Origin of the sequence: Mesorhizobium sp. M1C.F.Ca.ET.210.01.1.1 (genome assembly GCF_004791585.1) — a bacterium.
Taxonomy (GTDB): Bacteria; Pseudomonadota; Alphaproteobacteria; order Rhizobiales; family Rhizobiaceae; genus Mesorhizobium.
Window position 1 is genome coordinate 171,258 of record NZ_SRUU01000007.1, and the last position, 14,335, is coordinate 185,592.

13 protein-coding genes, 1 tRNA gene and 2 pseudogenes are annotated in these 14,335 nt (G+C 64.7%); 9 read left to right on the forward strand and 7 right to left on the reverse strand.

Annotated elements, in window-relative coordinates; genetic code table 11:
• Window positions 1-131 precede the first annotated feature (131 nt).
• On the reverse strand, window positions 132-776 hold the full coding sequence (locus tag EN853_RS10570) for an FMN-dependent NADH-azoreductase (RefSeq protein ID WP_127858512.1): 645 nt from the start codon (window positions 774-776) through the stop codon (window positions 132-134).
• A gap of 115 nt (window positions 777-891) precedes the next feature.
• Here EN853_RS10570 and EN853_RS10575 point away from each other — a divergent pair, with 115 nt between their 5' ends.
• On the forward strand, window positions 892-1,839 hold the full coding sequence (locus EN853_RS10575) for a LysR family transcriptional regulator (RefSeq protein ID WP_127858513.1): 948 nt from the start codon (window positions 892-894) through the stop codon (window positions 1,837-1,839).
• Here the strand turns inward: EN853_RS10575 and EN853_RS10580 are convergent.
• Window positions 1,781-2,407, reverse strand: a complete 627-nt coding sequence (locus EN853_RS10580; protein ID WP_127858514.1) for a TetR/AcrR family transcriptional regulator — start codon at window positions 2,405-2,407, stop codon at window positions 1,781-1,783. The genes EN853_RS10575 and EN853_RS10580 overlap by 59 nt on opposite strands.
• 66 nt (window positions 2,408-2,473) lie before the next feature.
• Here EN853_RS10580 and EN853_RS10585 point away from each other — a divergent pair.
• Both EN853_RS10585 and EN853_RS10590 read left to right on the forward strand, forming a co-directional pair.
• Window positions 2,474-2,879, forward strand: a pseudogene (locus EN853_RS10585) (VOC family protein).
• Window positions 2,880-3,075: 196 nt separating this feature from the next.
• A complete protein-coding gene (locus EN853_RS10590; protein ID WP_245516907.1) occupies window positions 3,076-3,915 on the forward strand; it encodes an arginase family protein in 840 nt (279 codons plus the stop codon).
• Here EN853_RS10590 and EN853_RS10595 read toward each other — a convergent pair.
• A complete protein-coding gene (locus tag EN853_RS10595; RefSeq protein ID WP_127858515.1) occupies window positions 3,878-4,822 on the reverse strand; it encodes a trypsin-like peptidase domain-containing protein in 945 nt (314 codons plus the stop codon). The genes EN853_RS10590 and EN853_RS10595 overlap by 38 nt on opposite strands.
• A gap of 169 nt (window positions 4,823-4,991) precedes the next feature.
• On the opposite strand from EN853_RS10595, the gene EN853_RS10600 reads away from it, so the two are divergent.
• The 3 genes from EN853_RS10600 to EN853_RS10610 all read left to right on the forward strand — a co-directional run bounded on the left by EN853_RS10600 (window position 4,992) and on the right by EN853_RS10610 (window position 7,502).
• Window positions 4,992-5,867: a S1C family serine protease gene (locus EN853_RS10600; protein ID WP_127858516.1), complete on the forward strand. Its 876-nt coding sequence runs from the start codon at window positions 4,992-4,994 to the stop codon at window positions 5,865-5,867.
• A gap of 8 nt (window positions 5,868-5,875) precedes the next feature.
• On the forward strand, window positions 5,876-6,517 hold the full coding sequence (locus EN853_RS10605; protein ID WP_127858517.1) for a response regulator transcription factor: 642 nt from the start codon (window positions 5,876-5,878) through the stop codon (window positions 6,515-6,517).
• A 118-nt stretch (window positions 6,518-6,635) separates the two neighbouring features.
• Window positions 6,636-7,502, forward strand: a complete 867-nt coding sequence (locus EN853_RS10610; protein WP_127858518.1) for an NAD(P)-dependent oxidoreductase — start codon at window positions 6,636-6,638, stop codon at window positions 7,500-7,502.
• Window positions 7,503-7,517: 15 nt separating this feature from the next.
• On the opposite strand, the gene EN853_RS10615 is transcribed toward EN853_RS10610, so the two are convergent.
• Window positions 7,518-8,036 (reverse strand): TIGR00645 family protein, encoded by a 519-nt coding sequence (locus EN853_RS10615; RefSeq protein WP_127858519.1) that lies wholly within the window; start codon window positions 8,034-8,036, stop codon window positions 7,518-7,520.
• Window positions 8,037-8,500: 464 nt separating this feature from the next.
• Entirely contained in the window at window positions 8,501-10,825 is a 2,325-nt protein-coding gene (locus tag EN853_RS10620; RefSeq protein WP_127858520.1) for an OmpA family protein, read from the reverse strand.
• Between the two features lie 195 nt (window positions 10,826-11,020).
• Between EN853_RS10620 and EN853_RS10625 the strand changes: the two genes are divergently transcribed.
• Together EN853_RS10625 and EN853_RS10630 are read left to right on the forward strand one after the other, a co-directional pair.
• A complete protein-coding gene (locus tag EN853_RS10625) occupies window positions 11,021-11,467 on the forward strand; it encodes a YcgN family cysteine cluster protein (RefSeq protein WP_127858521.1) in 447 nt (148 codons plus the stop codon).
• 225 nt (window positions 11,468-11,692) lie between these two features.
• Window positions 11,693-12,049 (forward strand): hypothetical protein, encoded by a 357-nt coding sequence (locus EN853_RS10630; RefSeq protein WP_127858522.1) that lies wholly within the window; start codon window positions 11,693-11,695, stop codon window positions 12,047-12,049.
• 180 nt (window positions 12,050-12,229) lie between these two features.
• Here the strand turns inward: EN853_RS10630 and EN853_RS10635 are convergent, their stop codons facing one another.
• Window positions 12,230-12,940, reverse strand: a complete 711-nt coding sequence (locus tag EN853_RS10635; protein ID WP_127858523.1) for an SIMPL domain-containing protein — start codon at window positions 12,938-12,940, stop codon at window positions 12,230-12,232.
• A 135-nt stretch (window positions 12,941-13,075) separates the two neighbouring features.
• On the opposite strand from EN853_RS10635, the gene EN853_RS10640 reads away from it, so the two are divergent.
• Window positions 13,076-13,151 (forward strand) — tRNA-Ile (locus EN853_RS10640).
• A 191-nt stretch (window positions 13,152-13,342) separates the two neighbouring features.
• Here the strand turns inward: EN853_RS10640 and EN853_RS35275 are convergent.
• A pseudogene (locus EN853_RS35275) lies at window positions 13,343-14,335 on the reverse strand (tyrosine-type recombinase/integrase); the annotation flags it as partial.

A 14,335-nucleotide genomic window follows, 5' to 3' on the forward strand; every position in this document is an offset into this window, starting at 1 on the left:
AATTGTCGGAGGTGATCAGGACCAGGGGAAAGAAAAAGTCGTTCCAGATCGACGACATCGCTCGATGGCATGCAAAGAGGCAGGCGCCGATCGGCGCCTGCCTCTGTTGCTCGTGAGATCAAGAACAGTGACTACGCGGCCGCAGCGATCTGGTCCGCATTCGCAGCCGCGGCGGCGATCGCATCCACCTTCGCGGTCGCCTTGGCGAGCGCAGCGGTGACCGCATCGGCGCCCATGCCGACGCCCTCGACGCGGATGACCTCGACATCGGTCATGCCCAGGAAGGCGAGAACGCTGCGCAGATAAGGAATGGCGTGATCCATCTGCACCGCAGCGCCCTCGGAATAGATGCCGCCGGAAGCAAGCACGATATAGACCTTCTTGCCGGTGACCAGGCCCTTCGGACCGTTTTCGCCGTAAGCGAAAGTCCTGCCCGAGCGGGCGACGTGGTCGATCCACGACTTCAGCGTCGAGGAAATGTTGAAGTTGATGAAGCCGGTGGCGAGGATGATCGTGTCGGCCGCGAACAGCTCGTCGAGCACCGCATCGGACACGCCGACCACCTCGGCCTGGCGCTGGCTGCGCGCTTCAGCGGGCGTGTAGATGCCGGTCGCATAGTCGGGGTCGATGTGCGGTAGCGGGTTGGCGACGAGATCGTGCACGACAAGCTTGGCCGACGGATCTGCAGCAAGCAGTTTTTGAGCGAGATCGGTGGCGACGCGGGTCGAGTGCGAAGCAGCGCCGCGGGGGCTGGAGGTAACAAGCAGAATAGACATGGCGGTGTCCCCTTGGGGTTGGATTGAACTTTCCCCGCCAATGTGGGATTGCCGCTCTATTCGGAAAACTGGTATAATTTGCATGGTATCCATCGAGAATATGGATTGATCGATCATGCAGCCAAATCCGACACTCGACCAATTGCAGATCCTGGTGGCGGTGGCCGATACCGGCAGCTTCTCGGCTGCAGGGCGCAAGCTCAACCGGGCGCAGTCGGTGGTGAGCTACGGCATCGCCAATCTCGAAGCGCAGCTCGGCCTGAAACTGTTCGAGCGCGAAGGCGTGCGCGAACCGCAACTGACCGACGTCGGCAAGGCCATGCTGGAGGACGCGCGGCGCATGATCGGCGTCCTGCAGCGCATCCGCTCGCGCGCCGACGGGTACCGGCAAGGGCTGGAGGCAGAGGTGACCGTATCGGTCGACGTGGCGCTGCCGTCGCCGGCGCTCGTGCGGGTGCTCAAGGCCTTCGAAGCCCAGTTCCCGGCGGTGATGCTGCGGCTTTATATCGGCTCGCTCGGCCTGATCGTCGAGCAGGTCGTCAATGGCCAGTCGGATCTCGGTTTTGGCGGGCTGATAGGCGATGCCGATGTCAATCTGCTGCGCATCGGTTTCACCTCGATGGTGCCGGCGGCGGCACCCGATCACCCACTGGCGAAATTGCCGAAACCTGTTGCGGTCGAGGATCTGCGGGAACATATCCAACTCGTCGTCTCAGACCAGTCGGAGCGGACGCGCGGCCGCGACTATGGCGTTTTTGCCTATCGCACCTGGCGGCTGACGGACGTGCGCACCAAGCACGCACTGATGCGAGAGGGTCTCGGCTGGGGCGGCCTGCCGCGCTGGCTGATCGCCGACGATCTTGTCAGCGGCCGGCTGGTCGAGCTCGATCTCGAGCCCTATCGCGAGGTGCGCTCGCCGCTCTATGCCATGCACCGCACCGACCGCAGCCCCAAGCCGGCGGCATCCTGGCTGATCGATGAATTCAAACGGCAGCTGGGCTGCTTCAACGAGATGGAGCCGGGCGTGTGGACGGAGGAGGGGCCGGAGACAAGCCGTCCATGAGCGCCAACATCACAGCACGATATTCTTCAGCCGACGCCCCGGCCTCGATGGCGAGGGCCGCCCGGTCGAAGGCGGCGGCCAGCAGGGCGGTCAGCGCTTCGACCGGCAGCCTCGTCATCGACTGCGCGCGCATGGCCGCGACGAGGCCCTCGCGCAGTGAACGGTTGCCGTGGCGGTTGTCGATCTCGTCCATGGCGGCACGGCCGAGCACGGCCGGTCCATCGAGCAGCAAAAGCCGCGTGCGGCCAGGCGCGCGCATCGCCGCGAGATAGGCGTCCGAGCCGGCGATCAGGGCGTTGCGGGCCGAGAACGAGGGCGGCGAAGCATGATCGATCTCGGCCGCCACCGCCGCCGCTTCCTGCTCGACGACAGCGGCAAACAGCGCCTGCTTGTCGGCAAAGTGATGATAGAGCGCCCCGCGCGTCACGCCGGCCGCAGCGACGATTTCCGGCGTGCCGGTCTCGGCATAGGATTTTTCGGTGAACAGTCGTCGCGCCGCGCGGATCAGATCGGCGCGCGTCGCCTCGGTGCGATCGCGGTTGGAGCGGCGCCCGGAGTCCTGTTGCATACATGCAGCCTGTATGTTATTTGTATTCACATACAGACTGTATGTTATGCGGGGGGAGAAGGAAAGATGAAGACGACGAGCTACTATCCGGTGCTGATGACGGGTGATGTCGCCGGTACGGCGGCCTTCTACGTCGAGCACTTCCGCTTCGAGCCGCTGTTTGAAAGCGACTGGTATGTGCATCTGCGCTCCAGCGAGGACAGGCGCGTCAATCTCGGCATCGTGCAGGGCGACCATGAGACGATCCCGCAAGAGGGGCGAGGACGCACGTCCGGCCTGCTCATCAATTTCGAAGTCCGCGATCCCGACGCGGTCTATGAGCGAGCGGTTGCTGCTGGCCTGCCGATCCTGCGACGAGCCCTTCGGCCAGCGCCATTTCATCACCAAGGACCCCAACGGAGTGCTGATCGACGTCATCAAGCCGATCCGGCCGAGCGAGGAGTTCCTGGCACAATTTGCGGCGAGCGTTTGAGCTCTCGCGATGGCAGCAGGTGTCCGCAACGTCAATGGGCGTGTGGCTGAGAATCTGTCTCACGGTCTATGCTGGACGGAATCGAAGCTGGGCCTATCGCATGCGTGACATCCGCCTAATCCATGCGCCTTCAAATCTTGGCCTTAGGCCTTTGCGGCCGGGCCATGTGCCGGGCACCTGGCGCGCGCCGGAGGCATTGAGCAAAGCTGGGCTGGCCGAAATCGTGGCACCCGGCGCCGTCGTCGACATCGAGCGGCCTGCCTACAGCGCCGAACCGGAGCCGGGTACCCGGCTGCGCAACGGCCATGCCATCCGCCGGTTCAATCTCGAACTCGCGGACGCGACTGCCGATGCGCTCGGGCGAGGCGAGTGGCCGCTGATCATCGGCGGTGATTGCTCGGTGCTGCTCGGCGCGTTGGCGGCTGCGCGGCGGTCGGGTCCCGTCGCGCTGGTGCATGTCGACGGCCACAGCGACTTCCGCCATCCGGGCAATTACGACGTCAACGCCATGCTCGGCTCCGCCGCGGGCATGGATCTGGCTTTGGCCACCGGTCGGGGCGAGCCGCTGCTCACTGAATGGCCAGGCATTGCCGGCCCGCTGGTCGCGGACGAGGCGGTGATGCAGATCGGCGAGCGCAACAGCCGTGATCCCGGTTTCGCCTGGGCCGACATCAATGCGACCGCGATCACGCGCATCGACGTCTTCGCGGCCCGGGAAGCGGGTGCGATCGGCATGCTGGAGACCACAAAGGCGGTCCTGGCGCGTGCCGATTGCCTCTACTGGCTGCATCTCGATGTCGACGTGCTCGACCAGACGCTGATGCCGGCCGTGGATTCGCCCGGCAGCCCCGGCATCGATCCCGACGATCTCGTCGCCATCCTGTCGCCATTGGCGACCGACCGGCGCTGCATCGGCATGGACATGACGATCTTTGACCCGGACCTCGACCCGAGCGGCGAATTGGCGCGCTTGCTGCTCGGGCGGATTGTCAGGCCACTCAGCTCCGCGCCACCGGCGTCACCACCACCTGGCTGACGCCGCTGCGGCGCACGACCGTGCAGACCGTCTCGCGGCCGATCCGTTCGGCATCGAGCAGGCGCACGAGATCGTCGACGCCGGTCACCGGCCGGCCGTCGATGGCGGCGATGACGTCGCCCTCCTTCAGGCCGGCCTTTGCCGCCGGCCCGTTCTTTTCGACGCTGCGCAGGCGCACAGCCGTGCTGGTCGAGACTTGCGACAGCAGCGCGGCCCGGCGCGGCAGATTGGTGGTGTCGGCCGAGACGCCGATGAAGGCGCGGCGCACGCGGCCGAAGCGGATGATCTCGGAGATGACGAAGTTCGCGGTGTTGGAGGCGACCGCGAAGGCGATGCCTTGCGCTCCGTGGATCATGGCGGTGTTGACGCCGATCACCTCGCCTGCCGACGACACCAGCGGCCCGCCTGAATTGCCGGGATTGAGCGCGGCATCAGTCTGGATGACGTCGTCGATCAGCCGGCCGGTCGAAGCGCGCATCGAGCGGCCGAGCGCGGAGACGACGCCGGCGGTGACGGTCCATTCGAAGCCGAGCGGATTGCCGATCGCGACCGCGATCTGGCCGCGCCGCAGGCGCTTGGAATCGCCGAGCGGCGCGACGTCGGCGAAACTGCCGTCGGCGCGCACCAGCGCGATATCGGTATCGGGATCGCGGCCGAGCACGCGGCCCTCGCGCGCGGCGCCGTCAGGCGTCGTGACGCGCACGGCGCGCGCGTCGCCGACGACATGGAAGTTGGTGACGACCAAACCGTCCTGCGCGATGACGAAGCCGGAGCCATGGCCGCCGGCGCCGATGCGCTCGATGCGGCACACCGCCGGCCCGATGCGGTCGACGGCGTCGGCGACGGTCGCCGAATAGGTGTCCAGCAGAGAGTCGTCGGATTGGAGTTTTTCGGCAGCGAAGGCCATCGGCGTGTTCCCATGTGATCTTGCGCAATGATGACTATATGTGCGGAGCGGCCGCATTTGCCGCGACCTGACCACATGGCCAGTCCGTCCGCCGACTAGCCGTCAGGCGAGTACCCCCGGCGGAGCCTTGGAGCGATATCTGGGTCACAGAACCCAGGAGATCATCGATATGAGCGACTTCAACCTCAGTGCCTTTTCCGACGCCATTGCCGATGTCGCGGCGGCCGCCGCGCCGGCGGTGGCGAGCTTCGCCACGCATCACCACCGCACCGCAAGCGCCTTTCACTGGCGCGACGGCTTCTTCGTCACCGCCGAGGAAGCGGTTGAGGCAGGCGAGGAGATCGAACTGACGCTGGCCTCGGGCGAAACCGTGAAGGCCGAGCTTGTCGGTCGCGATCCTTCGACCGGCGTTGCCCTGTTGAAACCGGCCTCCGCTGCTGCCGGTTTGCCGCAACTGCCACAGGCTGCCGCCGTGCGCCCCGGCCATGTGGCGATCGCCGTCGGCGGAAGCGAAGGGACTTCGCTTGCCGTATTCGGCTCGGTCGGCGAGGTCGGGCCTGCCTGGCGCTCGATGCGCGGCGGCACGATCGACCGGCGCATCAACCTCGCCATCAACACTGGCAGCCGTTTCGAGGGCGGCCCGGTGCTCGACGCCAAGGGCGGCCTGATCGGCATGCTGCTGTTCGGGCCGCGCCGGCGGGCGCTGGTCATGCCTTACGAAACGATCGAGCGGGCGGTGGCGACGCTGCGCGAGAAGGGCCATGTCGCGCGCGGCTATCTCGGCGCGGGACTGCACCCGATCCGCAACGGCGACGCATATGGCGCGATGGTGATGAGCCTTGACGACAGCGGCCCGGCGAAAGCCGCGGGCCTGCATGTCGGCGACATCATCGTGGCCTGGAACGGCGAAGCGGTGCACGGGCCGCGCGAGCTGATCCGCAAACTTGGGCCGGACAGCGCCGGCACGGCCGTGACGCTCGGTATCTTGAGCGGCGGCACCCAGCGCGACGTTTCGATCACCATCGGCGAGAAGCCGCTGAGCTGAGAGGGTCGATGGCGGAGAGCGCGGCACAAACGATTGCAAGACCGGAGCCGGCGACACACCGGTTGACGGTGCTGATCGCCCTCGGCGATGCGGGGCGCGCCGAACAGCTGGCCGACGCGCTCGGCGTCAGCGACGACCTGCTGTCGGCGCTGACTGGAAGCGGCACCGGTCAGACAGCCGATGTCGCCGTGATTGATGACGCGGCCTTGGAGAGCCGGGCCATCGCTCCGAGCACGCCTGCTGTTCTGCTCTCCCGCCGCGCTCGTCGCGAATCCCTACCCGGCAACGTGCTTGCGGTGTTGCCGGCCTCCGCGGACGGGCTGCTGATCGCTGCTGCCGCGCGATTGGCAGCCTCCGGTTATCGCGTCACCCGCGGCGGACCGTCCGAGGCCGCCGCTCATGGCGACTTCCAAGGCGAGCTCTCCGAAGACGAAGCGCCCGACGAGGCTCGCGCGGCGTTGTCGCCGCGCGAGGCGGAAGTGCTGGCGCTGCTGGCGGAAGGCGCGCCCAACAAGGTGATCGCGCGGCGGCTCAACATTTCGGTGCACACGGCGAAATTCCATGTCGCCGCGATCCTGATCAAGCTCGGCGCCGCGAACCGCACCGATGCGATCGCTATCGCCATGCGGCAGGGACTGGTGCTGGTTTGAGCCCCGTCGGTCACCGTTTTCAGAGCGACGCAGCGTAATCTCGTCCTGGCGCCTTGGGCCTTGCGCCACGCCTGTCCGCCGCGCAAGTTGCCTCCCGTGTTTGAAGAGGGAGGCGAAGATGTCGCTCAAGGGAAAGACGCTGTTCATCTCGGGCGGATCGCGCGGCATCGGGCTGGCGATCGCGCTGCGCGCGGCGCGCGACGGCGCCAACGTGACGATCGCTGCCAAGACCGCGGAACCGCATCCGAAGCTGCCGGGCACGATCTACACCGCGGCCGAGGAGATCGAGCAGGCAGGCGGCAAGGCGCTGCCGGTGCTCTGCGATATCCGCGAGGAGGGGCAGGTCGCCGATGCGGTGGCCAAGACGGTCGAACGGTTCGGCGGCATCGACATCTGCGTCAACAATGCCAGCGCCATCCAGCTCACCGGCACGCTGGAGACCGACATGAAGCGCTACGATCTGATGCACCAGATCAACACGCGCGGTACGTTCCTGGTGTCCAAAATGTGCATTCCGCACCTGAAGTTGGCAAAGAACCCTCACATCCTGAATCTGGCGCCGCCGCTCGACATGAAGGCCAAGTGGTTCAAGAACCACGTCGCCTATACGATGGCCAAGTTCGGCATGTCGATGTGCACGCTCGGCATGAGCGCCGAGTTTGCTGGAGCCGGCATCGCGGTCAATTCGCTGTGGCCGATCTCGACCATCGACACGGCCGCCGTGCGCAATCTACTGGGTGGCGCCACGGTCGCTGCCATGAGCCGCTCACCCGATATCATGGCCGATGCGGCGCATGCGATCTTCCTGCGGCCGTCGCGCGAGGCGACCGGCAATTTCTACATCGACGAGGAGGTGCTGCGCGCCGAAGGCGTCACGGATTTTTCAGTCTATGCGCCCGGCGTAACGGACCAACTCGCAGGCGATTTCTTCGTTCCTGACGAGGTGTTCGCGCACTCGCAGACGAAGGTCAAAAGAATCTACTGACGAGGCGGAAACGTCTCACTCCGCCATGGCCTTCTTACCCTTGGCCAGCGCCATCACCCGGTCGATATAGGCGAGCATGAGCGCCGAGAAGACGAAGGCCAGATGCATGACGGTCAGCCACATGAGCTGATCGCTCGTGTAGGAAGCGTGGTTGAGGAAGACCTGCAGCAAGTGGATGGAGGAGATCGCGACGATGGTCGAGGCGACCTTGACCTTGAGCGAGCCGACGTCGATCGTGCCGAGCCAGTGGACCTCGCCGTCCTGCTCGTCGAAGCGGCTGACGAAATTCTCGTAGCCCGAAATGATCACCATCACCACCAGCGAGGCGACAAGGGCGGCATCAATCAGGCCAAGCATCTTCAGGATCGTATCGGTATCGCCGAGCGTGAAAACGCTCATCACGAACTCGTAGAGCTTCTTGCCGAGGGACAGCGCGTAAGTCGCCAGCGCAAGGCCGAGCCCCAGATAGAAGGCGACCAGCAGCCAGCGCGAGGCTAGGATGACAGATTCGATGGCGAGTTCGAGGCGCTTCATGTCGTGTTCCGGACTGGTTTCGCTTTGGTCACTTGTCTTTACGCAATTACGGACGGAAAACCGCTGCGCACTTTTCCTGGAATTGCTCTGCGGGGTCGGTCCGTATTTCGGGCAGACGGACTCTGTTTTCAAGGCAAAAAGCCCCGCCGGAGAGGGGCGCCGGCGGGGCTCATGTGTCCCGCTGGAGTCGGGACAGGGCAGGGAACGCCCTGACTGGAATCTGGGTGCCGCAATGCGGCGATTCAATGAGCATGGCGGGACAATTCTTCTTGAATTTCAAGGCGAGGCCCGTTCGGATCCGCACAAGCCTCACCTTGCCGCGCCGGTTCCGAAAATCGGGCCACGGTTTTGAAATCAAACGCTAAAAGCGCGTCGCGCCGAAACGGATTCAGGCGACGCGTTTCAGGTCCTTGTTTGTGCATGTCGCCCAAAACCGCCGCGCAGTTTTGGGCGACATGCGTCAGTCACTGCTCGTTGCTCGCCACCGGCGCCACCAGCGAGGTGATGCGGCGGATGGCGACACGGCGGTTCTCGCGGTTCGGGCCGGGCGTGTTCACCTTGAGATACTCCTCGCCGTAGCCCTGTGTCGTGAGGTTCTCGGCGGGGATTCCGTACGCGTTGGTCAACGCCTCGGCAACCGCCTCGGCACGCCGGTCCGACAGTGCGAGGTTGGCGTCGGGCGTGCCGACCGCGTCGGTATGGCCCTCGATGAGGAAGGTTTCCGCCGGGTTCTTCTTCAGGAGCCTTTCCATGGCGGTGGCCACGCCTTCGAGCTTCTGCACCTCGGTGTCGGAGATCGTCGCCGAGCCGAAATCGAAGTTCAGCGTGTCGAGGTCGATACGACGGGCGATGTCGCGCACGCGGGCCGAGCGCTTGACCTCGTCGATCGAGTAGAGGCGCTGTACCCTCTCCACCGGCGGCTGTTCGAGGAAAGTGTAATACTCGTCCGGATCCTCGACGTCCTCCGAATCCAGGATGTAGTCCCGGCGCGAGATGTCGAGCCGCATCGGCGGCAGGTCGTCGCCCGGATCACGCCAGCCGTCGACATCCTGGTAGTACCGCTCGTCGACATAGCTCAGCACATATTCGCGTCCGTCCGGCATGATGCGCGAACGCTGGACGACGTCGCCATTGCGGTTGCGGATGGTGACGATCCTGACGCCGTTGTCGCGCTCCACGATTTCGCGGGTGCGGCCACGCGGCAGATCTTCGTAGTAGACATCCTTGGCGCCGCGGGTGATGCGAGGCGCCTCATTGCTTTCCACGATCGTCTGGTTGTTGAACTGGACGATCACGCGGTCGCCGAACTGCTTCACCACGTCCGCCCCCTCCGGCCTGCGGCGCTCGCGCACAAGCTGCTCGGGCGTAAGCTCGATCCGCTTGCCCTTCTCTTCCGTTACCGGAACGATCTTCTCTGGCGCGATCGCCTGCTGCGCCGCCTTGTCGTCGGTGGGCGGCGGGCCTTGGTCGACCGGGGCAGGCCTCTGCGCCTGCTGGCCCTGCAGCTGTTCGGCCTGATTGCCAGTTTGGCCGGTGCCGCCTTGCTCAACGCCCGCCTGGCCATTCTCGGTCTGGCCGGCCGGCTGGCGGCCCTTGCGCTTGCGCAGAACGTCCTTCTGGCTGTCCAGCAGCGGGGCTTCGCCTGGCTTGGCGGTGGCTTCACCCTGAGCCGGGGCCTCGCCCTGGGCCGGCGCGGCCTGCTCGCCGGTCGCCGGCTGCTGCTCTCCGGTCACGGGCTGGCCGGCACCGGGCTGCAAGTTAAGCGCCTTCTTGCGCTTCTTCGTCAGGTCCGTGGGCTCTTCACCCTGCGCAGGGGCAGCCTGCTGCTCTCCGGTCACGGGCTGGCCGGCACCGGGCTGCAAGTTAAGCGCCTTCTTGCGCTTCTTCGTCAGGTCCGTGGGTTCTTCGCCCTGCGCAGGGGCAGCCTGCTGCTCGCCTGGAACCGGCTCAGCCTTCTGACCGGCTGGGGCCTGTTCGGCGGGAGGCGTCTCGGTTTGCTGCTGCTGATCCCGCTTCTTCTTGCGGGGCTTGAACTGCTGGTCGGTGGTGGCCGGCGCCGTCTGCTCGGTCGGCGCCGCCTGTTCGGCAGGAGCTGCCTCGATCTGCTGGTCCTGCTTCTTCTTTCGCAGCTTGAACTGCTGGTTGTCGTTTGCAGGCGCAGGCTCACCAGGAGCGATCTGTTCGGTCGGTGCCGTCTCGGTCTGCTGCTGCAGGTCGCGCTTTTTCTTGCGTGGCTTGAGCTGCTGTTCATCGACGGCTGGCGCCGCCTGTTCGGCAGGCGCGGCCTGTTCGGCCGGTGCCGTCTCGGTCTGCTGCTGCAGGTCGCGCTTCTTCTTGCGCGGCTGAAACTGCTGTTCGTCGGTCGCGGGCTGGCCGCCCTGATCGGCCGGAGCTGCCTCGATCTGCTGCTGCTGGTCGCGCTTCTTCTTACGCGGTTGGAACTGCTGTTCGGCCGGTGCTGCTTGCTCCGCCTGGCCGGTATCCATCTGCTGCTGGTCCTGCCGCTTCCGGCGCGGCTTCTGCTCGGGCTCGGCGGGCTGCTCGGCCGGGGCCGTTTCCGTCTGCTGTTGCTGCTGCTCGCGCTTCTTTCTCTTCGGCTGCTCGGCTTGCTGCCCGCTTTGCGCACACTCCTCGGCCGATTGGCCTTCGGCGCAGTTCGACTGTGCCAGGACAAGCGGCGCCCCCCGCGAGGTGCCGAAATCGGCCTGCAGCGGATACGCGCCCAACGGCGCGGATGCCATAAGCAGGCCGATTGCCGTACCCGCCAGAATCCGTGGTTGGCGTTTCATATCAATTTTCTCCTAGTGGGGTCCCATCCCTGCCCAAACTTTCATCAACCGCAATTGGTTCCGTCGGGCATTGGCAGCAGCCAAGGATGCCCGGCCGGCCTTTTGAAGGCAATTTCGTGTTTTTCTAATGTTGATACTGGGTCAGCGCGACAGCAGCGCTTGACCGGAAGGCCACGGAGGGCCAAATCCAGCCGCATGACCGCACCGTTCTGGAAAACCAAGACGCTCGAGGCCATGACCCCGGCCGAGTGGGAGTCGCTCTGCGACGGCTGCGGCAAATGCTGCCTTTCGAAGCTAGAGGACGAGGACACCGGCGAGATCTACTGGACGAGCGTGGGTTGCCGGCTTTTCGATGCCGAAAAATGTCTTTGCTCGGATTATGCCCACCGGCTGTCGCGCGTGCCCGATTGCGTCGGGCTGACGCCGCAGAATGTGCGCACCATCACCTGGCTGCCCAAGACCTGCGCCTACCGGCTGGTGGCCGAGGGACATGATCTCTATTGGTGGCACAGGCTGGTTTCGGGGAGTGCGGAGACCGTGCACGAGGCCGGGATTTCGATCCGCGGCCGGGTGAAGGCCAAGGAAACCGATCTGGCCGAGCCGGACGACTATTTCGACTATATACTTGACGACGAACCCTGACGCGTTCGCGTTTTGACGACGAACCCTGAGGGAACCGGGTGCGCCATGGCGCGTTTTCCGGCTCCAGATTTCGAAGTGAGCGGGGCGATGGATGCGCGCGGATTAACATGAACCGGACATGAACGGCCGGTTCGCAGAAAGTTCAGACACGAAGTGGCATTTTGAAATCATTGGTTCGCCAATCATCAATTCAAGGGCCTGAGGCCTACAACAAGGAGAGAGATAATGTTCAACCAGATCAAGACGGCAGCCCTTTCGGCCCTTGTCGGGCTCGGCACGCTCGGCGCCATCCCGGCGGCGCACGCGGACAGCCTCTATCTCGGCTTCGGCAACGGCCCCGATCCCCGTTTCGGCGTCTACACCGGCGAGGACGATGACGGCTATTATCGTCGCGATCGCGAATGGCGCCGCCGCGGCTGCTCGCCGGACCGCGCGCTCGACAAGGCCGAGCGCATGGGCCTGCATCGCGTCCGCATCGTCGACATCGACCGGCGCACGGTGAAGGTGGTCGGCCGCCAGTATGGCGACCGCGTGGTGGTGGTCTTCGCCAACGAGCGCGGCTGCCCGATCATCTATCGCTAAGGGGCGAGAACGCCACGAACGACGATCCTCGCGAGGATCGCTTAGCATCATCCTCTGCGAGGATCAGCTATGAGTAGTGAGCCCCTTCAGCTGGCCTGAAGCGCGCGGCTCAAAAAACCCCGGAGGACCGGTCCTCCGGGGTTTTTGTGGCTGGATTCCGGAACACAGGCCGGGCCGGGATCACTTCAGCTCGAACGTGACGGTGACCTGGACGGAGTAGGAGTTCTCGCCGGCCTGCACGGGCACGGCGGCGCGGGCGGCATCGAAGGCCTTGGCGTTCATCGGCATCGGCACCGGCGCGACATTCTGGTCGGTGATCTCGATCACCCTGCCCAGGCTGACGCCAGCGGCTTCGGCGAGCGTCTTGGCCTTGGCGATCGCATCCGCAACCGCTTTCTTGCGCGCCTCGACGATAGTGGCTTTCGGATCGTCATTGGTGAAGGCGATGCCGCCGCCCTGGTTGACGCCGAGCGACACCGCCTTGTCGAGGACGTCGCCGGTCTTGTCGACGTCGCGCACGCGCACCGACAGCGTGTTCGTCACCTGGTAGGCGACGAGCTCGGCTTCCTGGCTGCCGTCCGCCTTGTTGGTGTAATTGTAGCGCGGGTTGATCTGGATACCGGCTGTCTGCAGATCGTGATCGGCGATGCCGGCCGATTTCATCGCCGCGATCACCGCCGCCATGGCGTCGTTGTTGGCATCGAGCGCGGCGCGCGCGGTCTTGGCCTCGCGCATGACGCTGAGCGTCAGCATCGCCATGTCCGGCGCAACGGTCGCTTCGCCTTCGCCGGAAACGACGATGCGGGGCGGGGGCGGCGAATCGGCCGCGCTTGCAAATGCCGGAAACGCGAGCGCTGCGGCGAGCGCCATGGGCAAAAGATGTCTGGTCATCGAAATCTCCTCGGTCTGCGAACCAGTCGCGTTTTGGCAACTAGAGCGCGAATATGGGCTGATTTGGGCGGGCGTCGCCAGCGCCTTCGGAAAGCCTTGTGTCGCGAGGCGAAAAACACTAAGCCAGCCCGCGTGGGGCCTGTAGCTCAATGGTTAGAGCCGGCGGCTCATAACCGCTTGGTTGGGGGTTCGAGTCCCTCCGGGCCCACCATTATCGTTATTTATCAATGCTTTATAGGGTGGTTCGCCACGAGGTTCGCCAACAGGTTCGCCAAGCATCGGCTTGCGTGTGACCAGACGCACGACTCGATCCATCCCCTGGACTGCCAGCCGTACTTGCGATGCCTCGCGCGAATAGAGCTCGGCATGATCGATGTCGTCGTGACCGAGTACATCCATGAGCTGCCTGGTCGAAGCCTCTGCCTCGGCCAGATAGACGCCAAGCGACTTCCTTAGTCCATGTAGGGTCAGCCCCTTCGGCAAGCCGGCAAGCTTGCACCAATGCGCCATCATTCCAGTCAGCGACTTGGCGGAGAACGGCTCTCCATAGCCGTTGACCAACACGGTCTCGCCGCGCCTGTCGGCCGCATCCAAAATCTCGGAGAGCATTGGTGTGATCGGCACGAAAAGCCGCTTACCGCCAGTTCGCCCCTTGTTCTTGGCCTGAACGATATCAAACCCGTCGAAGTGACGCTCGATGCCATCGATGAAGACACGACGAGTGACCCTTTGATCCCAGCGAAGACCGGCGACGTCGCCGCGACGGTTGCCGAGCCAGAGCGCCAAACCATAGCAAGTGCGTGCGGCGGTCCCGAGCTGCCAACGGTTTTCGAATTGCGCCATCGCCTCGCGCGACCATGCCTTCCAACCGGCATAAGCGGGACGCCATTCGACCGCCGCTGTAGGATCGATTTCGATCCAATCTTGCCGCAGCGCGACATAGACCAACTTGCGTATGCCCACCAGCAGATGCTTGGCCTTGTGGGGCGTGGCGATGAAGCGGCCAAGAAGCTCTTCAATATGTATACGTCGAAGGTTCTTTACCGGTACATCCCGCCAGATGAGCGGGTGATCTGCGACCACCCGGAGTTCTAGGAACTCTTCGATCAGCTGCGTGTTCTTGCGCTTGCTGGCTTCGTCAAGCGCCAGCCACTTGACCGAGATCTTCAACCGCTGAAAGGCCGCTCCAAACGTGCCGGGCAGGGCGGCTCCGGGCATACGGACGACGGGAGCCTTTGGGATTTTCCGGCCCTCGACCGCCGCTTGGTAGGCCTCCTTGAAACCGGGTTGGTTTGGCGCCGGCAGACTGACAACACGCTCCTTCGTCCGATAGCGCCAGCGAAGTTTGCCGTGGCGATCGGTGTAGGAGGAAAGGCCAGGATATTTGTCGGTCAT